Here is a 24604-nt window from a genome sequence, read left to right as displayed (position 1 = left end):
CCTCTCTAGACACTGAGCCCCAGAAGACCGAGTATCTTTTCGCCCACCCTGCTGTCAAGAACGTTGAACGCCTCGCCCCACTCTTCGCGCGCTAAGCAGATGTACCTACCTTAACGTAAAGCGATACTTTAGCAGAAGCGGAGCCATACTGCAATATGAGCTCGCAGAAAATGAAAAAATAGAACTCGAGCTAAGTCGCAACTATACCTCGGATCCTCGATAAATCACCATGCCAAACAATTAATCGTATAAACTTAAATAAAGAGATAAAGATAGAAACATATGAGTAAGGAAAAAACGAGCGAAAACCGCGACCCAGACAAAACGGGAAAAGACCCTCCATACATGAAGCACGTCTACGACGGCGACCAGTGGGGCATCTTCTACCTCCCAATAGACGACTTCGAGCAAGAACTACCAGAGCTCGGAAAAGCCCTCGACCACATACAGCAAAACCACGGCGAAGCCACAGCAGTCATCCCAAACATAGGCCTCACAAAGGCAAGCCTCTTACTCGGAACCTCCTTCCAAGGAGTCAAAGGATTCGCAATAATATACAAAAAGCATAATCTCTGAATTTTCAGGCGGTATGCATCTTTTAGGATTTTTGCCTACGGGGGACTAGGAGGGCAGTCCGAGGCTATTAGCGCAGAAGACTCTAATCATCAACAACTAGTTAATCTCTTTGCAATAAATGCCCCTCTTTTCTAATTCCCTAACTATGCCATTTACATGCATCTTTCCTCTCACTATTAGAACAGTTTTACCAGAATTGACCAATTCAGTTGCTCTTTCCACCACCTTGGAATCACGGATGTCAATTGTTCTGTAGGCAAAAATCGGCCCGCTGAGAAGCAAGCCACCTGTAACTAGTAAAGTAGCAAGTTTGAAAGCTTGCTCCGGTTGCATCATCACTAAAATTCCAGACTGGATCCCCACTTGGAAAATTTGAATAAAATATTCCCAATAAAAAATACCATTAGCTGTGATTATAATTTCAATGAATAGCGTCAATAAGATCAATACAAGCAATGGAATCCCCACTAAAAATAAAATAAAAACAGTGAAAACTTCCACGTAGACACTCTTTTTCAAAGCATATACTTCATGAAAGTCAGAATCTGTTCTTTCAATTATTTTTCCTCTTTCCTTTGCCAGCGTCGCCACGGAGAACATATCCCCCTTGAACTCTATACCACGGAATACCTTATAGTACCATCTTGCTATTCCAAAAGCTATCTTCTCAACTAATAACGAAAAAAGCACGCCTAAAATAGACACTATTGTCACAGGATCTTTCCTCACCAATTTCTCCCATTCCCGTATTAAAAAACCCTCAAGCAAAACGACATCCACCTTGTCCAATGCATTTTCAAGATGAGGTAACAAGATATGTATAGATCCATAGATGTAACATTTGTCCTTTATCATTACTTTGCCACCATAATTACTCAAGGTAATTATTGTAAAGATAATTTTCTAAAATAACACTGAAAGTTATTTTGATATATTGCTAGTATAGCTACGTACCTCGCTATTAAATGACAAAGTGAAGACTTACAGAGGATAAGAGAAAAAGTTCTCTCATTTTCCTTACTCCCTTTGAGAAACCTTTCCAAAAACCCTAAGCATGAGTTCCGGCTCCTCCGTGTGGACCGGCACTATCTCCCTCGGCTTGACGAGCCCAACAAGCCTAGCGAACTCGTGGGGATAATAGTGCCCAGAAACCCTCAGCCTATACGACTGAAGCCCCAGGCGGCGGAGCCAGCCGAGCGCAACGGCCTCTTCCACCCCCTCTTCCGCCTCGTGCTCGGAGATCATAAGGATGGCTATTCCCCCTTGGAGCTCTATCTCCCTTGCAGCCCCCCTAGCAAAGTCTACCACCTCGAAGAGGTCTGCGATTACCGTATATGCGCTGGGGTTCCGTAGATCATCGTAGCCGGCAAGCTCGACTAGGGACGGCTTCTCGGCAAGTGTGGGCGCACGGAATATTCCCTCCGTCTCCAGGTTGAGATGCGAAGTCCACAGCTCGACAACGTCTAGGAGTTTTTTCGAGGCGATAATACCCCTTCGACCTGTCTCACGAAGCAGTGCATATAGGGCCATAAACAGGTCGAACTCGAGCCTGTGGAGGGCTATAAATAGTGGAACCCTTGAAGACAGTATCTTCTTTAGCAATGGTAGAGAGTCTTCCCAGGATAGGGGCCACACTGGCCTGCCAAAGTTTGTACCCTCAACTATGAGTTTGTCAATCCTTATATCAGGGTTCTCCTCAAAGTAGTCAAAAAGAGTGTGTGGATAGAGCTGAGCGGTTCCCTGGAGTTTATCGAATCGGAAGTCCCCAGTATAAAGTATGTTCTCGTCGCTCCCAAAATAGAGGTAAGCAACCGAGGGGTAGGAGCTGTGAGGCACACGCAGAGCCATAACACCACGTTTATCTACGACTCTATGCTCCGACTCTTCTATCTTCGCCGCGTATCTCGGAGGAACATATGCAGTCCAGTCGGGAGAATTTTCGTACCATTCACTGATAAGCATTAAGGCCTCTACAGACGGCACCTTTATGACTAGTTCGTCCGGAAGATCGCCAAGAAGCCCCAAGTGGTCAAAATGGAAGTGGGTTATGTAGAGCGCCTCGGCCTCCGCTAGCTCGTCCCTGCTCGGCAGAACTCCAACTTCTCTAAGCTCGTCTGGCCCCGCGGGCCTAAGCCTATAGCCATAGAGCTTTTTTAGCCATTTAAACCTTAGCCCTTGATCAAATACGAGAACCCTGTCTCGGTCCCGTATCCTTATACAGTTGCCCCCAATCTCCGAGTCGCCCTGTAAGACCTCAACTTGTACCATACAAGTCGCCCCTAGGAACACCAACGAACTTAAGGGCTCCAACAGGCCGGAAATCTATCTTTGAAATAGGATCCCTTATAGGTATCAGCTCGGGTCTTCCAAGCTTAATATTCCTGACAATGTATATCCAATACCTGTCCCTGTTCTGGGAGGCGAAACGGTACTCGTCCTCAGTAAGCTCGATCATCAGCGAGGGTCCAGCGTGCCCCTTTACCTCTATGTATCTCACCTCGCCGCTCACAGGGTCTTGGCTCAAAATGTCGTAGTGCTCTCTTTCGTGTACATCAAGGGGTTCACGGCCCTGCTGGCGCTCATGTTCCATTGCGATACGCATAGCTTCAGCTTCTATCTCGGCTTTCTCCTCCAGGCTTAGAGACTCTTCTGACAGACGTGAAGCTCTCGAGGTGAAGAATATTTTTCCTATGAGTCTTGGCTCCTCTATGCTTAGACTTTCAATGAGTCTCTGAGGAGACTTTTCCCTTAGCAGGTTTTGTTGGGCAACTTGGCTCCTGTACCGTTCATAGTCATTTGCCAGATCTCTAGCGAGCCCCTGAATGTGAAGTGTCAACATGTGCTTGTCTGTTGCTGGTACCTGGTTCTCGACATCTGTATCTACTGTATCAAAGTACTTGTTTTCGATAGCCCTTGCCAGGATCTCTAAGAGCTCTTTGCCCCTAAAGATTCTTCCATCATCAGAAATGGCGACAGGCTCCCTATAAAGAGTGGGCCCGCCGCGAAAAGATATTCCTACCACATATATTCTTACTTCCTGGTCTCTCTCGCCCGTCGACACTATTATTGGCACAGCACTTTTAGCCTTTGATTCGCGCGAAGCAATGTTCGACAACAAGGTGATAATAGCTTCCTGTGCCTTGTCAAGGGGAACAAGGGCCCCTCCAGGTGCCTTTACATAGATTTTCCCATCCTTATTTTGCACCAAGTCCGGGTACCTTTTACCAATAGCTTCAACGAGTCTGGCCACATAGCTCAAGGCCTCCTTAGAAGAAGTGAATCCCGTCGTCTTCTCCATAAACTGCATTATTTGTTCACGTGTAAGCCTCTTACTACCGCTAACCTTTTCAAGATCCTTCTGGAGCTGCTGTATAGTTCTTGCAATAGAGTCTACGAGCCTCTCGAAGCCCTCTCTGCCCTTTTCGATGTACTGCCTTCTAAGTGTGTACTCGCTTACCTTTTTGAGCCTTGATCCACTCTTAATAGACAGTGTAACAGGTTGCGGCTCTCTCCTTTCCTCGAAGTCGATAACGTATGCCTCTTCTCCGACTGGAGGCTTCTCGAGCTTCCCGAGAGCCCTCCCCATAGCAACGAGCTTCTTGTACAACACGTCTAGAACATCCTTGTCGCTGTCGACAGCAAGGAAAACAGTATAAACATTTACATCCTTCTTTTGACCCAGCCTCCAAACCCTCCCAATCCTCTGCTCCAGTTTTATGGGGGACCAGGGAGGCTCATAATTTATCAGGACATTGGCAACCTGGAGGTTAAGGCCCTCAGATGCCACGTCAGTTGCAACTAGAACTCTCTTCCCGTTTTCCTCGAGCCACGAACGTATCGACATCAGCTCTTCTTCCCTGGCCGCCTCGTCACTAGTGAGCAACCTCACGTTTTCTCTGCCGAGAACCTTCACCAGAGCATCGAACACGTAGTGAGCTGTATCCTTAAACTCTGTAAACAAGATTACCTTGTCGCCCATGCTTACATGTTGCTCAACAATGCTAACAACGCCCTTCAGCCTGCTATCATTAGTCATCGAAGCCTTGGCGAGCTGGACAAGATGCTGAAGCTCTCTTACATCATTTTCAGAAAACAGGATAGAGCACCTTTCTGCAAACTCTTCAACAACCTTGTCTGGATCCACATCTTCCTCATATTCCTCAAAACCAGTGCCGAGTAGAGCCTTGGCAAGATTAATCCTTTTCCTTAAATCTTTCTCGGCAATAACCCTATTTTGGAGCCAGTATGCTCGCTTCTCGAGGATAACCTGCATAGTGTTAATAGCAGCGGCCGGGCTCGATGAAGCCCTCTTAAAGATCAAAGCATTGAGAAGACCAAGAGCCCTAGGCTCTGTTCCACTCACATTATGGTAGTCGAGGATCTTCGTCCTGAGGAAGCTTATAAGCCTCCTATGGAACTCGCTCTCGTCACGGGTAGCAGGGACAATCACCGCTGAAACACTACACCCTGGAAAGACCTTCTCACCTTCATAGACATTGTTCACGTCGAGCTTTGTTCTTCTAAAGACCAGCACATTCTGTGTAGCACTATAAAATAACACATTGTCAAGCCTCTGAAAATCTGTCGTTAAGGAGGGGTCCAAAAGCATAAGCCTGGAAAGATAGTCCTTAGGGTCTCCACGGTGGGGCGTAGCAGAAAGCAAAAGGATATGCTTGGACTTGTCGACCGCAATCCTAGAGACAAACCTGTACCTCTGGGTCTCTTTTTTGGCAGATGACTTGCCTACCCTGTGAGCCTCATCCACAATAAGCAAGTCCCAGGAAACACCTAGAATCTTATCCATGTACCTCTCCCTTTTAACTAGATCCATCGACGCGACATAGAAACCCTCTGGAAAACCGCTCGAAGAAAGACTCTGGAAGTTCGCTCTCTCGATCCTTGTGGCCCTTATACCGAAGCGTTCAAGCTCTAGGAGCCACTGCCTCACAAGTATCCGGGGAACCAATATGAGAACCCTCTTGGCAAGGCCCAGATCGGAAAGCCTCTTAGCAGTCGAAATAGCTGTAACAGTCTTGCCGAGACCTATCTCGTCCGCAACAAACACGCGGACCGGCACCCTAACCATTGTACGTGCAAGGAACTCGGCTTGATGCAGATAAGGATAAACGGGAGGCCTAGCCCTCTGAAGGCCAAGATACAGAATCGGGTTATACCGGGAATAAAGATCCAAAACGTCGTGGACAAGGCTTAGAGCCATACTAATCAAGCCCGTACAAAACCCTAAACGCCCTAGCAGGCCTATTGAGAGCCTGCCTGCCCCTCTCAGTTGCAGCAATAAACTTCGCGAACCAAAAATGCAGCTCGTATTCGTCCAGCCCAGCAACTATCTCGCGGAGCTCTCCAGCCTTCGAAGGATCCCTAATCCTCTCCCTCACGACACCATACACAAGAAGCCTCTTGTAAACACCGTCGCCCACGCGCAGCGACCTCTTGCCAGACAAACGCGCACCAAGAGACTCCGCGAAGAGGACTAGCTCGCTCCACGGACACACCGCGGAAACCTCTGGCTTCTTGGAATAAGTATAGGGATAAAAATGACAGACCTGAACTACTCCACCATGTTCAGCCTTCTTCGACTTCCTTTCAGTGTAAGAGACACGTCTAAGAGGCTCCCTACTCATATGCTCGTCACAATCTTCTCTACACTCCTAAACCTTGAAAGAATATCTTCAACTTCGGAAAGCTCTTTTGGTTGCTTAAACTTGAACCTAGCAGAGAAGCCTTCAAGTCTCCTAATACCGGTGAGACTCATAGCCTCCTTGACCATTTCTATAAACACGACTGGATCAGTATTCCTAGTCTTCAAAGTGATCTCTTGCTCGCCAGACCTCAAAGCCGCAAAGCCATCTTCAAAAACCAAATCTGGGAAAGTCTTGACTATATCCTCACTTTCCAACAAATCCATCACAACTAGGCCGACAACTTTTACCTTCTCTTCTCCCAACACTTTTACCTGTAGCCTCCCAGAAACAGGTCTCCTATACTCTACGGACACCTCAAACTCGTAGGTTCCCGGCTTATTCGGTAGCTGAAGCCTCCAAACAGCAGTAAACGGCGGCCTGCCCTGGCCGGGCTCGATTTCTCCTTGACTTACCTTAATCTTCACTACGTCGTCGACCTTGCCCACCGGAGTTATGTCCACAAACACTTGAACCATGGAGCCAGGCTTATCCTCAACAAAGCTGGGACGAAGCGTAACCTCGATCCCCTCAGTGATCTCCTCCTCTTTCCTAACCAGAGGATAAGTCTTCAGAAGCTTCGCAGCATCCTCCGTGCTAAGACTACTCAAGTCATGCTCCCTACCCCCTTCCAATAACACGTACCGAATCCTGATGACCTTGCCATCCCTCTTCTCACTTACAGGCTTCAACTGTTCCAACAAGCGCTCAGCCGCAATCCTCCAAGGAAGCACAATATCATTGTCCTCCAGCATGCTGGGCGGAGCCCCCTCAATAATCGTCGGTACATTTTCAGGGCTATAAATGCGAACCCAGTAAATCTGGCCACCCCTCTGGATACCAATCTTGAGATTTCTCACGCCCTCAACTAGGGCCTGAATCACCAGGTTCCTGGGAACAAAAGGCAACCCGGGGTGAGTATAGAAGTAGCCCAAAATTTCTTTCACTGTAAGCTCCCTACTACCTTCACTAATATCAACACTAATCCCCTTCAACAAGTGCTCGAAAACATCATACCCTAAGGAGGTCAGATATGCCTTTCCAACATCAGGACTCTCTAGAGCCTCCTCCGCGATCCTCGCCAGAGAAGTCGCCTCTGGCCTCACAGGTGAAGTCTTTGCATAATTGTCGCCGCGCTCGCTCACGCTAGGATAACCTATAGTGTCAAACGCGTTAATTATTTCCTGGTAGAGCTGTGTCTCCCTGTCCCTCATGTACTGTCTAAGCTTTCTAGTCTGAAGCTCCCGTATATCCTCATCCTGATAAATCTCATTAAGCATCTCAGCAACATTCTCACAGGCAATAAGCTCCCTAGCAAGCTCCAATAGCCTATTAAACCTCCTCCCATCGCTCGGATAAAGCACCGCCACAGTATTCCTATAGACCCTGGAGCGGCCACCTTCGTCCTCAAAAATCAGCCTCCTCAAGTCTTCCTGTGAGAGTACCCGGGGGGCAATTATCAACGAATATTTTGGCTCATCTGTGGGTAGTGGCTTGTCCCTTACATCGACGAGAGAAAAGAGCTTCTGCTGTTCCTGCTTCTTTTTCCCAGTAGTCGGTGGGGGCTTCTGTGACAGGCTTCTAATTGCATCGAGCAAACGGTTTCTAGCCTCAACCTCGCTCACACGCCTAGCCTCGTCCTGGACAATCGCTATTATTGGAGAAATAGGGGTAAACCAGTACCTTCCGTCCTTCTCCTGTATAAACAGCAATTCACGTGAAGCAACATCCAAGGCATTCAACACGTCGGCTGGCTTCGAGTTGGTCTTTTTAGCAAGAGACTCCTCATAAACCATGAAAGCCACGTCTTCCCTAGTAGGGAACACCCGCTCCGGCCTCGTTGCGAGGCCATAAACATACGTCCTAACAAAGATGGCGAGCGCAACCGCGTGAACAAGCGGGCCCCTCTTCAGGGCGTTGTCATATATGTCCCTGTCGACAATCGGCTTAAACTTCGAGAAACTCTGTCCAAGCAAAAGCGCATCAAGACGCCCAACATTTATATGCCAAGGCATAACAAAGTCAGGATCCTCGGCACTATTCCAGATCTCCCTTACCACTACACGAGTAATCCTAAGTGCGTCCCTCGTCCTCTGGAGCCCGGGGTGCCTTGTAACAATGTCGTATAGAACATCAATGTAGCTTGGATGGAAAGGCGCAAGCTCATCTATCCTAGAAGCCTTCTCGACCGCAGATTTTCCGAAAACTTGCTCCTCAGAGCTGTAAAGCTCCAGGTATCTACTTCTAAGCGCCACGACAGCGTCACGATCAATCTTCTTAAAGATCCTCCTCTGCAGTACACGGACAACGTCCCCCGCATCAAGAGGAACATCGTATGCCGATGCAACCCTCCCAATAGCGTCCCTAAGCATCTTAGTCTCCTCCTCGTAGGCCTCCATGTAGCGCTCCTCTTCACCCCTAACCTCCACCGGAAGAGTAATAACTACGACAGACCTCGTCCCCTCGACAGCCTTCACAAGGCTCTCAACAAAAGCCACAACGTTCTTCCCATAGTCCCGAAGCTTTTCGTCCTGGCTCCCCCTAAACCTCGCAACATACTTCGCAATCTCGTCAATAAGGATGATTACAGGCTCGTCCCCAAGGAGCTTCCTGATAGCCTCCACAGATGGCGCAAAGCCACCCCTATCCTCCTCCTCGAAAAACCTATACTTCCCAAGCTGGTGAGCCATAGAGCCCCAAACACTCCTAACCACGTAATGCTTCACATCCAGCGGCCTGGCAGGGCTCGGACAAAGCTCGTCAGAATCCCCATCCAGCACCACAAGCTTCGCCCCAGCCTCAACAAAGCGAACAGCCAGCTCACTGTCAACCCTTGAAAGCGACTCTGGCTTCCTCACAGCGTGGAGTACCGCGAGCAACAAGTGCGTCTTTCCGCCGCCATAAAGCGAGAAAAGCGGGAAAACCCTCCTAGTCCCCTTGCCCTCCACAGCCTCCACAATGCCTCTGAGAACCCTCCTCATAGAGTCCGAGAAATACGTAGACTCGAAGAACAGCACAGGGTTAGAGTAAACCTCGTGGCCCCTACCCATGTAAACCTCTGAAAGCGATGGAGCAAGCTGCTCGTCAAGCCTCTCGTCGAACAGCTCTCCCCTAACCTCACAGTACCCCTTAAGCCCCACCCAACCACCCCTCAAGCGTTCCAGCACCACTCACATACGACAAGACCCTCTCGCAGAGTCTCCTCTCCGGATCAACGCTCGGTACAAGACGGCCAGAAAATACCCTCGCAAGCCTCAAAGCCTCATCTACGAGCACAGCATTAACAGAGCGGAGCTTCTCGTACTGCTCCCTAAAGCTTTTGACGTCAAGAGTAGCGGCATAATACTCCAACAAATGCAAGGCATCAACAGCACTCCTCAACACCGGCCTTGACGGGTCAAGGCCCCTAGCACGGAGAAGCTCTACAAGATCATCTCTCTCTTCGCCACGAGGTTCCAAAAGTCGAAACTCGCTGTCAACCTTCTCCACAATCCTCATACTTGTCAGCTTCTTGTCGTCGAGTCCCGTCCCAAAGCCAATAATGTGAACTGTGCTCCTATCCATCACCCTCCCCCTAGCCCTACCACTCCAAGGCACCAACACCTTGGCAAGCATATAGAAAAGCGCCCCAGCATCCCTAACCTCCTCTCCAGCCTCCCCGCTGCCAACAAACCTCGAAACAGCCCTAGCCAGCCCCCTAGCAGCCGCAGGGTAAGCCCGCTCCCTAACAAACCCACCAACATCATTGACGCCAACAATCCTCTCACGAGAAGTCACAGCAGAAAGCGTGGCAGCCAGCGTACCAACAAACAAGTCCACTCCCGAACGACCAGCCCTAAGCAACTCGAGAGCTCTCTCCTCAGCGGCCACCAAAGCATCCCTATAAACCTCGTCCCACAAAGCCTCACCCTTAACGCCAGGCCTCCAAACAACCACAATCGACGTGTCAAGAGCCGCCTTCCCCCTCGCAGTCACACGCTGAGCAGACTCCGTTGATACAGGAAAAGCTGTAGTTACACGGAAGCCAGCCCTCCACCCAGCAGATATCAGCTCCTCCCAAGCCTCAGGATCCGTATGAGCATAATAGGTAACCAATATGCCATCATCCTTTAGGACACGCCTGATCGACAAAAAGGACTTACTCAAAAGATCAATAAAATAACTACGTGCCTCATCCTCGGAAGCTTCACTGTCCTTAAAATATTTCAGTCTTCCGACGTTAAGCCCAACCTCCCTAGTCGCAAATTCCTCCCACTGAGTCCTGATCTCCCTGTAGGCAACGCCAACACGCTTGAAAAAAGCTTCGCCCATGAATCGTGGCACAAGTCTTCCCTCGCTAATGTCGCTGAGAGCCCGCTTAAGCCATACATAATAGAAGTCACTAAGCTCTACGTAAGGCACATCGTCCCTGTAAGGTGGGTCAGTAACTATAGCATCAAATTTTTCATTCCCGAGACTGCTTAGTATTGCAGAATCATCTATGGAAACAAATACCTTATTAAGTTTGATCGAAATTGATGAAATAATATAGGTTAAACCATTGGTTATCTTATCTATGTTTTTTATCCATGAGCCTTGTACCTGGAAAAATGGTAAACTTTTAGCGAATAAATTCGTTTCACCAAAATTCCATTGCATAGCTATCCCACGCATTGCCAAGCTATGTGCTATTTTCACCCCCCAGGGGTTTGCCGAGTCAACAACTGTCACAGCGCTGTTATAGCTAGCACACCTTGCTAGAGCTATCGATAGATATACCGTTACCACTTCCGCGTACTTGAACGCGTCCTCCTCACTCCACCCCTCTCTCAGCTTCTCCTCTTCAATCTTTTTGCCAGCCTCCCTGATCAGCTTAACCAGCTTGACGAGGGTCAAGAGCTGGCGCGGGTTGAAAAGTTTGAACCATTTATCGAAACCCCAAAGTGTTATTCGGAAAGCCCCGGCAGTTCCCATTTGGTAAGGCGCGAATAATTCTATCGGTATATCTGGGTCACCCCACATCCTCCTTAGTTTCTCTAGGGCTTTCCACAGCTTCTCCGTGTCCTGCTTGGTCGCAGGCTCGAACTCGAGGTCTCCCTCTCTCACCTTCACTTTTACGAGGAGGGTTGGCCTGGCGGGGCTTTCGATGAGCTTCTCGAGCTCGATTCTCCCGCTTAGGTACTCCTCGAGCAGCCGGTTCCACTCTCTGATCGCGTGCTTGACGTACCACTCTGTTTCTTCGCCTTTTGGCTTCTCGATGCTGTGTTTCCCGGTTTTCAGTGAGATGTATCTAATCTGGTTTCCGCAGTGGAGGCATGTACCTGTTTCGCGTCTCGCGTATATATTTGGCTTCCTGACCGTCCTCTTGGTGCCGTTGACCTCGACGTAGCCCTGCTTGCTGTTGACCTTGGCCTCGATCTCGCTTGTTTTTAGCTCCTTGTTGAGGTCTACTATCTTTATTGCCCCGTTTTCCCAGTCCATCCATGCAAGCCTGCTAAAGATCTTCTTTTTGGCTCCCTCCTCTTCTCCCTCCTCTGTCTCCTCTGATGAGCCCTTGGATACTCTTGCTAGCCACCAGTTGCCTATGAGGGGCGTGTATTTGCCGCAGTGGGGGCACTTTACTTCCCATGTGCCTATGTAGACAGCAACGTCGGGGTCGTATAGCTCCTTGATGTCTGGGTCGCCGGCGAGCTGTTCTGTTATCCATTTTCCCCACTTCTCAACGTCTCTGACTAGCTGTTCTCCTAGGCCTCTCTCTGCGGCCCACTTTGGATACTCGAGTACAGCCTTAAGGAAAACATAAGTTGTCGGGAGCAGTTCTACCGCAACTACTTCGCCGAAGCCGAGCCTCATCGCCTCTAGTGGTATAGAGCCGAAGCCCGCGAAGGGGTCTAGCACTTTCATCTTGGCGAAGCGCTCCCTCCACTCGGGTGGCGGCGACGGGTTCTCCCTGTGCGGGACGTTTTCGACTTGCCCCTTAAGGTTTACTTTTGCCTTGAGGACCTGCGTGACAAAAGTGTGTACATCTATGTCTGGGGGGAGTGCGGCCGCCGCGAGCACTGCGCGGGCGCTTGCTAGGGGTTTTCTCGTCCACCAGAAGACCATTTCCCAGTGTTCTGGGCGTCCTCCGCCCTTTTTCTCTTTTTCTGCGGCCTGGTTTACAATGTCTACGGGGAATTTGGGGGATTCGAGGAATGAAGACATCACAATATAGAGCGGTATATGAATAAATCTTTTTTCATTATCTTTTTAAAGTAGAAATTATAGAAGTAAGAATAACATTAAAAACTATCCATAAAGATAATCTGAATCTTGATGGGCTTCAAGGTAAGGATCCGCAGGGAGAAGGATGTATATTCTGTAGTAATAGATAATGGTTCATCATTTACTGTAGATGAAGTGAAATTGGACGGAACTTCTTTAGACGATATTGAGAGCATTTTTGATTTGGAACAACTCAAGGAGTGTCTTCTTGAAGTTAAAGAAATTTATCTTTCTGAAAAGTCACACAAGAAAAAGACGATTCTCTTCTTATATCGGGAAGAAATAAGCTAATTTTTCCTTTTTTATTAAGAAAAAATGTTTTGAAAAAGTTCTAAAAAATAAAAATAAATAGATGTCCAACGTGAAAACTTTGAAGTTGTATGAATTACTGGACTCTTGTCGGTACGCTTGACAACTGGATGATTGGAATCGAGAGGGGCGTCTGGGGCGTCAGGGAGAGGGCTAGGCCGCTCTGGGGCAAGGTACAGCCGGGCGACAAGGTCGTCTTCTACGCCGTCAAGACAGGCGTCCTTGGCTATGGGACCGTGGAGGGCAAGTTCGAGAGCAGGGAGCCTCTCTGGCCCAAGGAAAAGGAGAGAGGCGAGCCCATCTGGCCCCTAAGGCTCAAAATAAGGGTCGAAAAGGTCTTTGGGGAGCCAAAAAAGAAGCCAGCCAAGATGCTGGTAGGCTTCGCAATAAACAAGCTGGACCCAGAAACATTTAGAGAGATAGCGCGCTAGGTTTATTGGAGCAAATTTGCAAACTCTAGGATGACCGCTTATGGCTGTTGGCAGAATAGAGGATGCCCGAGCGAGGCTTTACGCAGCAGAGAACCATCTCAAAGAGCATGATTACTCCGGTGCAATGCTCGAAGCCCAAATGTGCATGGAGCTCTCGATTAAGGCTCTTCTCGACAAGCTGGGCATAAGCTATAAGACTAGGGAGGGGAGGATACCACACGATGTCAGTGATAAAATCCCCGAAGCTTATGAGAAGCTGAAGCAATGCCCGCAGGACTTGAAGGAATACGAAGTTAAGTCGATAAGAGTGGAGTTAGCTAGATCCGCTGTGCTCTTGCGGCTCTTAACTTCGATCAGAGAGTATCTGGAGTATGGCGTGAATGGGTTAGCGGGTTCTAAGGAAGTATTCGAATTCACATTCGCTGAGAAGCTAGCAGCTACTATTGTTGAACAGGTGAGGAACTCCTATTGGAGAATCTATGATTTGATTAACAGACTAGAGAAAGGCGCAACGATAGCCTAAGCTTTGCTGTTAGCGCGCTATCTGAAGATTATGACATGATGCTAGATGTCAGTTATTGTGGCGAACTGGTTCTCGGCGTGCTCGTTAGCTTGGCGCACGCCCAAAAGTTTCTTAGAATCTGTTTTCCCTAATCTAGCAGGCTCCTTTCTGAGTGCTCTTCGATTTCTTCAGAGAATATAGTACGCTATCATCACTACGCTAGCAACCTGTGGCTTCTCAGGAAGAATGTAGAGCTCCGCCTCAGCAACGTGTACGAGAAAGAATTAATTTTTAGGAGATGCTAAGCAATCTACGCGCCCATTGGGAGTATATATTCGTTCTTCAACAACGTCTAGTCAAGCTCGAGACCTGAGTAATAACACTTCAGCTGCTAGTAATCCCGCTCCACCCCCCAACACCTTTCCCACTTCTTTTAGCGAAGGTCGCACTTTCACCTGCATTCAGCTCGCGTAATAGGTTCCCCGCCTACCACCCCGTAATCCCTTTTACTAGCGAGGAGATTCTCAGCTCGCTCGCTACGTCGTCAAGCACACGTAGCGTCTTGCTATAAATGTCTAGGATGAAGAACTTGACTTCCTACCCCCAGCTCCGCGCTTCTGCGGCTGAATTTTTCGACTAAGCCGGCGGGAGGGGGCCAGAGTGAAACTGCGAAAGCGCACTACGCTCAACTCCCAACTCAGCTTAACGAGGTAAGTTATCGAGCACTTGGAGCGCGCTTTCTAGCTTTCACTGCAAATACGGCTACTGCTACAACGGCTAACAGTAGCCCGAGCAACAGGTAGGCGCGCGTGTAGTCCTCCCTCCAAACGGCAACCAGGCTCCTAGGCCGGTTTACAAGCACCCTCACGGTGCCGCGCTCCACAACCACGTCTCCTGCCTCTAAGCCCTCCCACCTTTCGAAGCGGTACGTCACGAGCCCTGCATCAACGTCAGTCGCGGTAAGCTTCACCGTAGCGTAGCTCCCATCGTCGTACCAACCTTCCCCCTCCGCTGAGCCGCGGTCTGTAATCACCCCAACGTAGTGCTGAATCCTCCACCTCGCCTCCAGCTTCACCGACTCGTTCACGGGTAGAATGACGATTGATGGGTTGTTCGAAAACAGTTTGCCGTCCTTGTACCAACCTTCGAACGAAGCTCTGCTGCAGCCCCAGGTGCAGTATCCTTGCGTCACGTTACCGGAGAAGTACACTTCGGCATTCCTGATGCTCAGCGTAGCCATTGTGCTTTCATCGTACCAGCCCTCCCCGCGCACCAGGTTGCGCAAGAGCATGTTAGGCGATACAACCTCGACCATATACTGCCTCGTGTACACAGCTGTTAAGTTGACTGGCGCATCGACGATAAGCTCGAGCGAGGGGTTCGCCTGTGATGCGCTCCCAGTAGGCTTTTCGACCTTCCACATTCTAAACACGTAGCGAACACCGGGAAGCTCTTCGACCGTTAGAGGTGCGGTAATCCTAACAGTCTCCCTAGGCGAGTACCATCCAGCTCCAGCCAGCTGCGTAGGCGCGTTTGACGTCACGTTTACAGGGAAAGCTGGGCGCAACGCGTAAACCACCCACCGGCAATCGTACTTGGCCCCCTCTCTCCCTTGCTTAGCGCAATCGCTGCCGGCAACGTACAAGTTGAGACCGTCGGTCACCGCTAGGCCGGTAGGGAACTCGTAATCTCTTTCGGCTTCCCCTCCCAACGTGAAACTGAATATGTTTTTAAGATTTTCATCATAAACATATAATGCATGGTTAGAACGGTTATCAACGAGCTCCCCGCTGAAGAGGTAAAAGTACCCTTGAAGCGTTATCCCGCATCCAAGGGGGAAATCTGCACGGTTAGTAAAATTGTATAGGTCATCATCATTGAAGAAAGAGTAAGAAACCTCTGCGAGATTCCTGAAGAGGATATAGTTGAAAAAGCGCTCAGGTTGCAGAAGCCAGCCTGGGCGAAGTCCTTCGCTGCTGGCTACCTGCACCTCTCCAGCTTTGCTCAGTTTCAATATGTCACCGGCAGTTAGAATGTACGCTGAACCATTTTCGTCGAACGCTACGGCTAACGCTGCCTCACCACCTATTTTTAGCTCCCTTTGGAGCTCAAGCTCGCGGTTTAGGATCAGCGCGCGCCCCTCACGAGTTGCAAGCCGTTTCGACGACGCATTATAGAGCTCCCCGACAACCCAAAGCTCCCCCGTAGCAGGGTTCACACCCACACCCCAAGCCCACTCGTCCCCGATTGAGGGGTTGTAGAGGTACCTTTTCACTAGCTTCAGGGCGGGATCCCTCTTCTCGATAACCCAAGCGGTATCGTTTCCCCGTAAACGCTTCCACCCAGCTATGTAGAGGTACTCGCCGTCCGTCGCCACCTGCATGACAGCGTAGTCCAGCTTAACCCGCCCTTTCTCGTACAATTCAAGGCTGAAAGTTGCTAGCACGTTGCCTCCGCCAACGTAAAGCGTACCACCAGTAACGGTGCAAGTGTAAAACTCTCCTTTACCCCTCCAAACTTTAATTAGATTTCCAGTATTTTTGTCTCTAACTTCAATCCTACCAGTCGAACCGTTTTCAACACCAATTACATAGACGTTGTCACCGGAAAGACAAGTGCACAAAGCCTTATCAATGCTGGGCGAAGGATCACTAAAAACCCTCCAAACAACCGGCTGGGCTTGAACCAAAAAGCTGGAAGCGAGAACGATCGTCGCCAGTGCAACTAGCCAATGTAGCTTCACATGCTAAATAAAGACTTCTTCGGTATATTAACGTTTAGCCGTCTATTCAACGTTCACCCCCTTTGCGATCCCGCTTTTTTCTTGGCTGCTAATGTTCTCATCAAACCCTCCCCGGCTATTATTGCCGCGATGATCATGATCGCTATTAAACCCGTTGCTCGCCACGCGGTAAGCTTGCTCTCAAGCCACTAGTAGGAGCTCTGCAGGTCAGAGTAATTGGTTTGGAGCTCCTCGTAGTTACCCCTCAGTTGATTGTCATTGGTTTCAGTTGCTTGTAGTTGCTCTCTAGGCATGTGAAGTTTTCCAACGCTTCGTTGTAATTCTGTTGGCACGCGCTCGTTTTTAAATAAGCGAAACATGTTTTCTCTCTCCCTAGTCCTTTTTATTTATTGCTTTGAAAAATATATTACTGGATTTATGATGCATTCTTTTTTCATAGGCAACACAGTAAACTTAATCTATTAGTGATACGTTGAAACTTGAAAACTATTAATACCATCTCCTTTAAGGGGTACGTATTGATGCCTTCCCATAAGGTTCATCAGAAATGCGGGAGCATGATTGGCCTGCCCATAGATGTTGTGAGATACGTAGATGTTTTGATCGATACTGGCAAGTGTGGCAAGCATGACATCGGCTTGGAGATTTATACTGAGAAGCTGAGCGAGGAGCTTAACTTGGAGGTTGCTCTGGAGCTTGGAGTTAGGAGGCTATTTGAGTGCCTTGGCGCTGGGGGGAGACTCGGCGAGGATTATTTGAGGGCCGCAGCTCTGCACTTCTTGCTTGACTGCGTGGACCGGAGGATGAAGAGCCTGGGGACGTTGGTTTTCGAGGGGAAGGCGAGGAAGGCTCTTGAGAACTGTGTCGAGTGGATCGATGCGAAGCTTAGGACTCAGAGCTATAGGTATTTCTTTGGCGAGGGTCTAGAGGAGATAAAGGTGCTTGTGGGCTATATGCGGCGCTTATTAGACGAGCATGGCGCTGTGCTGGAGCGCTGTGTAGACTACATTGTGGAAGAAAACAAGTCTAAGCAGACTCCGGAGATTGGTTCGGGAACAATTGCAGGGCTACTCTCGGAGGTCTGTAGAAGGTATGGGATAAAGTGCCTCTTTTATGTGAACGGGAAACTCTTACCTCCAGCCTCTGCGGCAAGGAAAGCATTGAGTCTTCTCGAGAGGGGCGAAAAAGTAGAACTTGTAAGCATAGATGGGAAAATCCGGATAACTGCTAATAACAGCGAAGAGTTTTTCACTAAAATAATGGAGGTTCTTGGCCAATGAACGAGAAGCATTTTTAGCACGGCTTCGAGAGGAAAAATTAATATTGCTATTCTTGTATAATTTTGCGATGAGTTTAGAGAACTTTGTTTCCGAGCTTGAGTCGATGGGTTTTTCTGAAGAAGTCATACAAGAGGTCTTGCAGGCTTTATCAGATTTGTATATAGGAGTCCGAATACCCTATAAGATTATACCAAAGGGATCTGGTGGCATTTACTATTCTCCGATTAGAACGAAGTATTGGCCTTACAGCGATATAATTGAGAAGATCTTGTTACAGAGCGGCTTCGTTGATACAAGTAGTGCTTTTACCGTTTATATGCCTGAAGCCAATTGGTATTTCTTAGCCTTAACAGAGAAAGGTGTAGCAGTTGCCCAGGAAGCTTATATGAGTAAACTCGAAAAAAGCCTCGACTTTGTTAAAGATCACTTGCAGAGATACAAAAGATTGGCGCCGATACTTTACTATGGGGCTATTTATGATGAGAGTCTTGGAAGAATTTATTTTAATAGTAAGCCTATAGAGAGCATTGACCGGGTTCTAGGATTTGAAACAACTTCGATCATTGATGCTAAAATTGGTAAGGCTCCTGAGCCGCCCCAGAAGAGAAGGACGTATCATACCGCGGAGGAGCTGTGGGGTAAGGTTAAGGACATATATGGGATGCAACCTCTAGACATGGTTAGGGTAGCATTTCAGGCTACCGCGCAGACACAGACTGTTACAAATGTTGTCAACGAGTTCTTTTCGCCACTATATGAGAGACGCCTAGTACTTCTTATTCCATCTTATAGCAAAAGAAACGTATATACAGACTGGGAGAAGTGGTATGTTACAAGCGAATTTATGGATGTAGTCAAGGAATCCAATGTTGGGATCGGCCAAGAAAAGCTTAAAGAGTTCGTAACAGAATTTGTCTCCCTCTTTTTGCTTTATCTAGGCTCAAAGCATTACACAAAGGGCGAAATCCTAAAGGCCTTAGAGGTTATTCTAGACGAGAACAAAGAGCTCGGCCTCTCATACGATGAAGTTCTCGAGCGTCTACGAGACCTTATACAAGAAATTAGCTCGTCTACTGGTAGTATCTCCGGCTTCAACGAGTACGGTGAACCAGAGAGCCCACCTTTCATGGTGATGGATTGGGAGAGGCTGGACAAAGCAATGATGGAGTATCTCGAGCTTCTTGGCTCTAGGGCATTTTCATTGGTCTAGACTACGGCAACTCTAACCATTTCCTAGGGCTAGTTAAGGAGTATTTTCGCCTAAGAATACGAGTTCTTTTACTAGATCTTCTTCTCTTAGGGGATCTTGTTGGAGTCTCCACTTGTAGTTTTTGATGAGGTCGCTCACGGAGACTTTTTTAACTTTTATATCGTCAAAAAGCCATTTGATTCTTGATGTCCCCCTTGTAATTATCCACACTTGTTTTGTACATCTAGAGATATTTTTCGTGAGATTTAGATTATCTCTTTGATAGTCTATATAATCCTTTCTTAGCATATTGACGTAATTCTCGATCTGTTGATTTTTAGTTTATTCAAATTTTGTGTCAAGTGTTGCGTCATATATAACGGCGAGATTGTTGACTATGAAAAATCCGTCTGGGCGACCTTTTTGTTCCGTTTTATCATACCTAAATATCTCATTGATTCCTATCAATTTCAACAGATAGGATACCCCGTCTTCAAACTCCTCCCAGTTATTAGTTGCTAGTAGCTCGGAAAAGAATGGTGGAACGAGAGAACTAGCGTGAGATGTTTCAATGGGTAATACTTTTTCTTTAAGATACCATCCAGATTTTCGTAGTGCTTGAATTTCCGGTGGAAGTTGATGCAGAGGAATTTCTCTCTCAATTTTGACTTTAAAATAAATCTTGTTTTTCTCCCTCTTTGTATCATAACCATATACTAGACCTATCCACGCTTTTTCAGCTGTTGCGTGCTCATCAGAAAGCTTAATGAAGAGGGTTTTCGCATATTCTATAAGCTCATTGGGTTGCACACCTTTTAGAAGCCTCCTAGTGTAAGATGTTTCGTTGTTTGGTAAGTTATTCCAGTGATTTGGATAGTATGTTACCATGATGTATTTTATATCTTTCATGAAATCTTCGGACACGTTTTTAAATTAACTTAAAAGTTACTAAAATTTTTCTGTATAAAACTTTTGCACAGCGCTTATCAGTCTTTTATGTCTTCGCATTGGTCTTTGCATGGGGCCATGACTCGTGGTGTGGAGTTTTGGCTTTTTATGAATGCGATGTAGCCGTCTTGGGACTGGAGTAGTTCTGTTATTTTTTGTGGTTGGACTGCCTTGATGGTCTTGGTGCTTGTTATCTCGATGAGTTCGTACCATTGGACGTCCCACTCTGGTGGGAGGGATGTCTTGTATTCTACGAGTTTGAGGGTGAAGTCTCTTATCCTTTTTGGGATTCTTTCGATAAGATAGACGTTTCCAAGAATTGGGTCGACATATTCGATGAAGGTCCAGTCGTCGACGTAGCCTAGTGTAGCTTTGTCTTCTGATGATGAGAGCCAGTATAGGTTTTGGAAGGGGCGTAGTTCTATGAAGTCTTTGCGTGTGCCCTCGTAGCCGAGGTAGACGTCGCCCTTCTCGTCTGTTTTGGTGAACCACTTGTTGCCGGTGCCTGTGAGAAAGATGAGTTTTTCTTCGTCGTACTCGATCTTGGCTTTCTGGGTGTTGTCTTCCTTGAGGGCGAGCTTGAATTCTCCCTGTATGAGGTCGAACAGGTCCTTTATGCCAGATTTAAAGACTACTCTCATGTTTTGTGACCCTCTCTCTGGGCAACAATAGGTGTGCGGGGCCTGCATAAAAATCCAGCTTGTGTCCTATTCATCTGGAAAAAGAAGCCCTTCATACAGTACAACCGTCAATACGGGTATTTATTCCAGAGATTAGCGCGCGACGATCAGCATTAAGGCGTACCGCATGTCTTTACTTACCAAGAGTATCGGGTGTATCTTCACGCGTCCAAACTGGTTTGGCGAAGTAACATCCCTAAGCAGTGCCGGCAATACGTTGTCATAGCTCAACGTGGGGTCGATCATCACGTTTTTGGTGTTGTCTTTTTTTTCTGTGGCTGGGCCGAGTGTTGTGCTGTTGGTTTTCTGCCTCTTCTTTTTTCGCCTCGTAATATGCGTATGCGCCGGCGAAGTATGCCTCTGTGAGGGGGTCTAGGCTTTTCCACATGTCCTTGAAGGCTTGTCTGCCTTGGGTGGTTACGAGGTATTTGTCTCCGCTTTTCTGGATGTAGCCTTGAGAGATGAACACCTCTAGGATCCTTTTTATTGAGTCTAATTTTACGGATACATGTTTCTTTTCGTCCATCAATTTGTATGCGTTCTCTATGATGCCTCTTATGGTTTCGGCGTCGAAGTCGTCCCTGTCTTCTGTGTACAGGGCAATTACGGCCCCGACGGTTTCCGGCTTAAGCATTCTGTGTAGTCACCTCGATGCGGGCTGTGTCTTGGATATTGGTTGATAGCATTAGAACCATTTATCTTTAGCGCTCGTTGCCTATAAATTTTTTGAATTGTATGCTTCGGTCTTTTTAAAGAATCTGTTGCTTTCAACTATGTAATAGTCACAAGGGATCTTCTCGTGATGGGGGGCCAGCTCTCTTGTAATGCTAGGTCTCCCTTCTCTTAAGGAATAGTAGCTTTATGGGAATATTCCTGCCAGAAGAAATGCTTCACTATAAAAGAGCCTTCGCGATACCTTAAAGTGTACCTTGGGAGGGTTATAAAAGAGCAGTTCGGCTACAGGGATGCTTTGGGAGTGGGATGTTTTCTCTAAGACACATATATTTGAGACATAAAAAATGGACAAATGTCTTTGAGAAAGCATGGGCGTGAGAGGCTAGCTCGTATCTGGTTTGGAGGGGAATGCTTTTATCCAGTTTTTTCCAGGTTATACCTGGTTGTGGCTGGTGGCCCGGATTGTTGTGAGGGTGGGTAGGAACTACGCGGTATACCTCCCCAGAAGAGTAGTGGAGGAGCTGAAGCTCAAGGAAGGGGAGAAGCTGGTTCTGACAGTGGAGGGTGAGAGCATAGTGTTGCGTAGGCCTCTTGATTTCTTCGAGGAGGCTAGGAGGAGTCCTAAGAGGTTGCGCCTGGCGCCTGAGGAGTTCGAGAAAACTAGCGTGGAGGCTCAGGAAGAGTTACTGGGTGTCCGCGATGCTCATGGTGTTACTTGACACGTCTTTCCTCCTCCCAGCCTTCGGCACGCGCTATTCTCAAATCTTTTTCATCTCCCTTTACAAGGGACTTAGCTATGCCGAAGAATGTCTAAAACCGCTCAGAGTTGTTAAGCAAAGCGTAGCGGCCGAGGTCTAGTTAGCCGGCTGGCGTAGGTGTGGAGGAGGAATTTGGTGACAAGATTTGTATTGGTAAAGTCTGCATAACTTTGTTATTATTTGTAATAACTTTGTTATTCTTGTTATTTTGAACAGAGAAATCCAAAAATAACTATATTATGCTTAATAATAACAATGTTATTATTGAATGTTTTAGCGAGGCTACCATCGGGATTGAGGGTTAGATGAGCCCTTTTTCTCTTAGCTCCTGCAACATTCCTTCCTTTATTTTTTCTCCTAGTTCTAGAGCCTCTTTCTCGGTTAGTCTGCTTTTTGTTGCCAATGCTTCTAGTACGAGTCTCTGGATTGTCTTTGAGCGGAGGCATCTTTGCCTCAGGATTTTTAGGTTAATGAGTTTTAGTACGACGTGGGCTAGCATCTTTTTTGCTGTTTCCATGATGTTCATGGCTAGCCTTTGAGTTTTTCCATAAATTTTTAGCTATAGCTTGCCTGGAATCGGTTAAGCTAAGATTTTTATAGAACTGGAGGAGGGACAACTTTGGTTTTTGTGGAGTATATTAGGGTTTTGGATAGGAAGGGTAGGCTACTGTTGCCCAAGGAGTGGAGAGAGAAGTATGCGAGGTACAGGCTTGTCCGTGTGAGGATCGAGGGGGAGAGGATCATTATTGAGCCTATTAGGCTGGAGGACTTTTCTGATGAGACTGTTTTCATGGATTCACGATTAAAAAGCGACGGTAAGGGAGAGACGCGGCCTAGGCTTGTTGGGGGCGATTTTTAGGCTAGGTTATCCAGACTCTTGCTTTTCTTAGGGTTTCGATGAAGTCTTCTAGGTCTAGGCCTGAGAGTTTTTGGCTTAGTCTTAGGTCGCCCTTTTCTATGAATAGGATTACTGCCGCCTTTACTCTGGGCGGGAGCCTGTTTATGTAGTTCCAGTCTGCGTTTTGTCTCCTCATTTCGACTACTTCTTTTTCCCGCTCTTCGAGCTCACGTAATATGTCGCTCATAGGCCCAGCCTTTCGAGGTCTTTTGCCGGGAACCTAGCGCGCGCTTTAGTTGACATGTGGGATCCTCGCTTTTATGCGTTGCTCGTTGAATTCTTCCACTGTTATGCCGGCAATCTTTGCAGAGACGTAGAGGTCGCCTGTCTCGATGTAGTGGACGAGTGCTAGCTTTAGCTTGGTTGGCTGGTTGTTGATATAGTTCCAGTCTGCTTGTTTTCTCCTGATTTGTCTAGCTTCTTCCCTCTTTTTGAGCTCTTCTATAATGTTGTTTTCTCCACTGCTCTGTATCCCAATGTCCCTACTTATAAAACGGCACAGGTATGCTTAAATTTTTGTGTCAAGGCGGCGCAGACAGGATTAAGGTTAGTGGAGCCACGTGTTACGATGTTGAGAGGTACTTGTTTCTGATTTCTCTTAGGATATCTTTGTTTGTGTGGAGCTTTTCTGCTAGCTTTATGAGTGTCTGGGCTGTTTCCTCGTCTTGTAGGAGTTTTGCTAGGAGTTTTTGGATCTGGTCGAGGTCTGGGTAGAACATTTTTGTTGTTACTCCTCCGTCTATTGTGATGTTTGTCCCTGTCATCCACTGTGCGTCGTCTGATGCCAGGAATGCTACTAGGGCGGCTATGTCTTCTGGCTTTCCTACGCGTCCGGCGGGGTGCCACTCGTGGTCTAGGGGTGTTAGCTGTGGCTGTCTGGGTGGTACTTGCCAGTGGCTCGTGTCTACCCATCCGGGGGATATCGATATGACTCTTATGTGGTACTTTGCTAGGGAGACTGCTAGTGCGTGGCTAAGCGCTATTATTCCTCCCTTTGACGCTGAGTAGGGCTCTGTGTTTGGCTCCGATTGGAAGGCCCTTGTCGACGCGATGTTTATTATGACTCCGCCGGTCTTCTTCATATATGTGACGACGTGTTTTGTGCAGAGCCATGTGCCTGTCAGGTTTGTGTCTATGATTCTTCTCCATTCTTCTAGGGTCTGCTCCTCGATGCTTTTGCCGGAGAACCCTATGCCGGCGTTGTTTACGAGTATATCTATTCTCCCGTGCTTGGCATAGAAGTCTTCAACTGCTTGTCTAACCATTTCTTCGCTTGCTACGTCTACCTTGTAGAAGACTGCCTTTATGTCGTTTTTCTCGAGTTCGCGTTGCCTGTATTTTCCTGCTTGCTCGTCTATGTCGAATATTGCAACGGTGCACCCCTCGGTGCCAAGCCTAGTGGCTATGGCGGCTCCTATGCCGCGGGCTCCGCCTGTAACTATGCATGTCTTTTCCCGAAATCTATCCATGAGAAAAAAGGTTTGTTTGATAATTATATTCCTGTTGTTTATAAAAGGGGAATGAGTCTTTCTTTATCCGTAGGGATATGATTCTAAGGACAGCTTGCTTTATACATTCTTGTTTTTCGCCAAGCTTTTCTTATTGTTTCAAATATCCTATTGATTTTTTCTTCTTCCGTATCTTTCCAGATGCCTGCAAACTCCGAAAATTCT

25 protein-coding genes are annotated in these 24604 nt (G+C 47.6%); 9 read left to right on the top strand and 16 right to left on the bottom strand.

All coding sequences use genetic code 11. The features are described 5' to 3' along the window. Positions 1 to 282 precede the first annotated feature (282 nt). Positions 283 to 576 (top strand): hypothetical protein, encoded by a 294-nt coding sequence (locus N186_RS08915; RefSeq protein ID WP_020963490.1) that lies wholly within the window; start codon positions 283 to 285, stop codon positions 574 to 576. 96 nt (positions 577 to 672) lie between these two features. Here N186_RS08915 and N186_RS08910 read toward each other — a convergent pair whose 3' ends face one another. The 6 genes from N186_RS08910 to N186_RS08885 all read right to left on the bottom strand — a co-directional run bounded on the left by N186_RS08910 (position 673) and on the right by N186_RS08885 (position 12458). Next, positions 673 to 1431, bottom strand: a complete 759-nt coding sequence (locus tag N186_RS08910) for a TraB/GumN family protein (protein WP_148682194.1) — start codon at positions 1429 to 1431, stop codon at positions 673 to 675. Between the two features lie 162 nt (positions 1432 to 1593). After that, positions 1594 to 2844 carry an MBL fold metallo-hydrolase gene (locus N186_RS08905; RefSeq protein ID WP_020963488.1) on the bottom strand — a complete coding sequence of 417 codons (1251 nt, stop codon included), beginning with the start codon at positions 2842 to 2844 and terminating at the stop codon, positions 1594 to 1596. Further along, the gene (locus tag N186_RS08900) at positions 2831 to 5794 is read right to left on the bottom strand and encodes a protein NO VEIN domain-containing protein (RefSeq protein ID WP_052885587.1); all 2964 of its coding nucleotides are present in this window, start codon (positions 5792 to 5794) and stop codon (positions 2831 to 2833) included. Before N186_RS08900 ends, N186_RS08905 begins: the two co-directional genes overlap by 14 nt. 1 nt (position 5795) lies before the next feature. Next, positions 5796 to 6218: a hypothetical protein gene (locus tag N186_RS08895; RefSeq protein WP_020963486.1), complete on the bottom strand. Its 423-nt coding sequence runs from the start codon at positions 6216 to 6218 to the stop codon at positions 5796 to 5798. After that, entirely contained in the window at positions 6215 to 9415 is a 3201-nt protein-coding gene (locus N186_RS08890) for a DUF499 domain-containing protein (RefSeq protein ID WP_020963485.1), read from the bottom strand. Before N186_RS08890 ends, N186_RS08895 begins: the two co-directional genes overlap by 4 nt. After that, complete coding sequence (locus tag N186_RS08885) at positions 9405 to 12458, bottom strand: DUF1156 domain-containing protein (protein WP_020963484.1); 3054 nt, start codon at positions 12456 to 12458, stop codon at positions 9405 to 9407. Before N186_RS08885 ends, N186_RS08890 begins: the two co-directional genes overlap by 11 nt. A 111-nt stretch (positions 12459 to 12569) precedes the next feature. Between N186_RS08885 and N186_RS08880 the strand changes: the two genes are divergently transcribed. The 3 genes from N186_RS08880 to N186_RS08870 all read left to right on the top strand — a co-directional run bounded on the left by N186_RS08880 (position 12570) and on the right by N186_RS08870 (position 13781). After that, positions 12570 to 12809, top strand: coding sequence for a hypothetical protein (locus N186_RS08880; protein WP_020963483.1), 240 nt, complete (start codon positions 12570 to 12572; stop codon positions 12807 to 12809). Positions 12810 to 12898: 89 nt separating this feature from the next. Then, positions 12899 to 13258, top strand: a complete 360-nt coding sequence (locus N186_RS08875) for an EVE domain-containing protein (protein ID WP_020963482.1) — start codon at positions 12899 to 12901, stop codon at positions 13256 to 13258. A 40-nt stretch (positions 13259 to 13298) separates the two neighbouring features. Beyond that, entirely contained in the window at positions 13299 to 13781 is a 483-nt protein-coding gene (locus N186_RS08870; RefSeq protein ID WP_020963481.1) for a HEPN domain-containing protein, read from the top strand. A gap of 694 nt (positions 13782 to 14475) precedes the next feature. Here N186_RS08870 and N186_RS08865 read toward each other — a convergent pair. Beyond that, positions 14476 to 16503, bottom strand: a complete 2028-nt coding sequence (locus N186_RS08865; protein WP_020963480.1) for an NHL repeat-containing protein — start codon at positions 16501 to 16503, stop codon at positions 14476 to 14478. Between the two features lie 521 nt (positions 16504 to 17024). Between N186_RS08865 and N186_RS08860 the strand changes: the two genes are divergently transcribed. Both N186_RS08860 and N186_RS08855 read left to right on the top strand, forming a co-directional pair. Beyond that, positions 17025 to 17783, top strand: coding sequence for a hypothetical protein (locus tag N186_RS08860; protein WP_148682193.1), 759 nt, complete (start codon positions 17025 to 17027; stop codon positions 17781 to 17783). 67 nt (positions 17784 to 17850) lie between these two features. Beyond that, positions 17851 to 18993 (top strand): hypothetical protein, encoded by a 1143-nt coding sequence (locus N186_RS08855; protein WP_020963478.1) that lies wholly within the window; start codon positions 17851 to 17853, stop codon positions 18991 to 18993. A 33-nt stretch (positions 18994 to 19026) separates the two neighbouring features. On the opposite strand, the gene N186_RS09795 is transcribed toward N186_RS08855, so the two are convergent. The 5 genes from N186_RS09795 to N186_RS08835 all read right to left on the bottom strand — a co-directional run bounded on the left by N186_RS09795 (position 19027) and on the right by N186_RS08835 (position 21234). After that, entirely contained in the window at positions 19027 to 19203 is a 177-nt protein-coding gene (locus N186_RS09795) for a hypothetical protein (RefSeq protein ID WP_187147024.1), read from the bottom strand. Positions 19204 to 19314: 111 nt separating this feature from the next. Then, positions 19315 to 19896, bottom strand: a complete 582-nt coding sequence (locus N186_RS08845) for a hypothetical protein (RefSeq protein WP_020963476.1) — start codon at positions 19894 to 19896, stop codon at positions 19315 to 19317. A 62-nt stretch (positions 19897 to 19958) separates the two neighbouring features. Continuing rightward, positions 19959 to 20561 (bottom strand): hypothetical protein, encoded by a 603-nt coding sequence (locus tag N186_RS08840; protein ID WP_052885585.1) that lies wholly within the window; start codon positions 20559 to 20561, stop codon positions 19959 to 19961. Positions 20562 to 20693: 132 nt separating this feature from the next. Further along, positions 20694 to 20831, bottom strand: a complete 138-nt coding sequence (locus N186_RS09790; RefSeq protein WP_187147023.1) for a hypothetical protein — start codon at positions 20829 to 20831, stop codon at positions 20694 to 20696. After that, a complete protein-coding gene (locus N186_RS08835; protein ID WP_020963474.1) occupies positions 20821 to 21234 on the bottom strand; it encodes a hypothetical protein in 414 nt (137 codons plus the stop codon). The genes N186_RS09790 and N186_RS08835 overlap by 11 nt, the downstream gene beginning before the upstream one ends. A gap of 493 nt (positions 21235 to 21727) precedes the next feature. Between N186_RS08835 and N186_RS08830 the strand changes: the two genes are divergently transcribed. Both N186_RS08830 and N186_RS09785 read left to right on the top strand, forming a co-directional pair. Next, positions 21728 to 21994: an AbrB/MazE/SpoVT family DNA-binding domain-containing protein gene (locus N186_RS08830; protein WP_020963473.1), complete on the top strand. Its 267-nt coding sequence runs from the start codon at positions 21728 to 21730 to the stop codon at positions 21992 to 21994. Then, a complete protein-coding gene (locus N186_RS09785; protein WP_187147022.1) occupies positions 21975 to 22133 on the top strand; it encodes a hypothetical protein in 159 nt (52 codons plus the stop codon). Before N186_RS08830 ends, N186_RS09785 begins: the two co-directional genes overlap by 20 nt. 201 nt (positions 22134 to 22334) lie before the next feature. On the opposite strand, the gene N186_RS08825 is transcribed toward N186_RS09785, so the two are convergent. Then, positions 22335 to 22550: a hypothetical protein gene (locus N186_RS08825; protein ID WP_020963472.1), complete on the bottom strand. Its 216-nt coding sequence runs from the start codon at positions 22548 to 22550 to the stop codon at positions 22335 to 22337. A 111-nt stretch (positions 22551 to 22661) separates the two neighbouring features. On the opposite strand from N186_RS08825, the gene N186_RS08820 reads away from it, so the two are divergent. Continuing rightward, entirely contained in the window at positions 22662 to 22892 is a 231-nt protein-coding gene (locus N186_RS08820) for an AbrB/MazE/SpoVT family DNA-binding domain-containing protein (protein ID WP_020963471.1), read from the top strand. Position 22893: 1 nt separating this feature from the next. On the opposite strand, the gene N186_RS08815 is transcribed toward N186_RS08820, so the two are convergent. The 3 genes from N186_RS08815 to N186_RS08810 form a co-directional block, all read right to left on the bottom strand. After that, positions 22894 to 23118, bottom strand: a complete 225-nt coding sequence (locus tag N186_RS08815; protein ID WP_020963470.1) for a hypothetical protein — start codon at positions 23116 to 23118, stop codon at positions 22894 to 22896. A gap of 45 nt (positions 23119 to 23163) precedes the next feature. Continuing rightward, the gene (locus N186_RS09935; RefSeq protein ID WP_420804550.1) at positions 23164 to 23376 is read right to left on the bottom strand and encodes a hypothetical protein; all 213 of its coding nucleotides are present in this window, start codon (positions 23374 to 23376) and stop codon (positions 23164 to 23166) included. Positions 23377 to 23494: 118 nt separating this feature from the next. Next, positions 23495 to 24400 carry an SDR family oxidoreductase gene (locus N186_RS08810; protein WP_020963469.1) on the bottom strand — a complete coding sequence of 302 codons (906 nt, stop codon included), beginning with the start codon at positions 24398 to 24400 and terminating at the stop codon, positions 23495 to 23497. Positions 24401 to 24604 lie beyond the last annotated feature (204 nt).

It is taken from the genome of Thermofilum adornatum (genome assembly GCF_000446015.1).
GTDB classification, from domain to species: Archaea; Thermoproteota; Thermoprotei; order Thermofilales; family Thermofilaceae; genus Thermofilum; species Thermofilum adornatum.
The sequence above is the reverse complement of the archived record's forward strand: the minus strand, read 5'-3'. Positions and strand labels throughout refer to the sequence as shown.

Bases quoted from the DNA above. Each gene is read 5' to 3' on its own strand.
- N186_RS08915 (WP_020963490.1), top strand. From the start codon at position 283: ATGAGTAAGGAAAAAACGAGCGAAAACCGCGACCCAGACAAAACGGGA.
- N186_RS08855 (WP_020963478.1), top strand. From the start codon at position 17,851: ATGAGTTTAGAGAACTTTGTTTCCGAGCTTGAGTCGATGGGTTTTTCT.
- N186_RS08870 (WP_020963481.1), top strand. From the start codon at position 13,299: ATGGCTGTTGGCAGAATAGAGGATGCCCGAGCGAGGCTTTACGCAGCA.
- N186_RS08885 (WP_020963484.1), bottom strand. From the start codon at position 12,458: ATGTCTTCATTCCTCGAATCCCCCAAATTCCCCGTAGACATTGTAAAC.
- N186_RS08875 (WP_020963482.1), top strand. From the start codon at position 12,899: ATGAATTACTGGACTCTTGTCGGTACGCTTGACAACTGGATGATTGGA.
- N186_RS08825 (WP_020963472.1), bottom strand. From the start codon at position 22,550: ATGGAAACAGCAAAAAAGATGCTAGCCCACGTCGTACTAAAACTCATT.
- N186_RS08880 (WP_020963483.1), top strand. From the start codon at position 12,570: ATGGGCTTCAAGGTAAGGATCCGCAGGGAGAAGGATGTATATTCTGTA.
- N186_RS08905 (WP_020963488.1), bottom strand. From the start codon at position 2,844: ATGGTACAAGTTGAGGTCTTACAGGGCGACTCGGAGATTGGGGGCAAC.
- N186_RS08900 (WP_052885587.1), bottom strand. From the start codon at position 5,794: ATGGCTCTAAGCCTTGTCCACGACGTTTTGGATCTTTATTCCCGGTAT.
- N186_RS08895 (WP_020963486.1), bottom strand. From the start codon at position 6,218: ATGAGTAGGGAGCCTCTTAGACGTGTCTCTTACACTGAAAGGAAGTCG.
- N186_RS08840 (WP_052885585.1), bottom strand. From the start codon at position 20,561: ATGAGAGTAGTCTTTAAATCTGGCATAAAGGACCTGTTCGACCTCATA.
- N186_RS08860 (WP_148682193.1), top strand. From the start codon at position 17,025: ATGCCTTCCCATAAGGTTCATCAGAAATGCGGGAGCATGATTGGCCTG.
- N186_RS09785 (WP_187147022.1), top strand. From the start codon at position 21,975: ATGCTCATGGTGTTACTTGACACGTCTTTCCTCCTCCCAGCCTTCGGC.
- N186_RS08910 (WP_148682194.1), bottom strand. From the start codon at position 1,431: ATGATAAAGGACAAATGTTACATCTATGGATCTATACATATCTTGTTA.
- N186_RS08815 (WP_020963470.1), bottom strand. From the start codon at position 23,118: ATGAGCGACATATTACGTGAGCTCGAAGAGCGGGAAAAAGAAGTAGTC.
- N186_RS08835 (WP_020963474.1), bottom strand. From the start codon at position 21,234: ATGCTTAAGCCGGAAACCGTCGGGGCCGTAATTGCCCTGTACACAGAA.
- N186_RS08810 (WP_020963469.1), bottom strand. From the start codon at position 24,400: ATGGATAGATTTCGGGAAAAGACATGCATAGTTACAGGCGGAGCCCGC.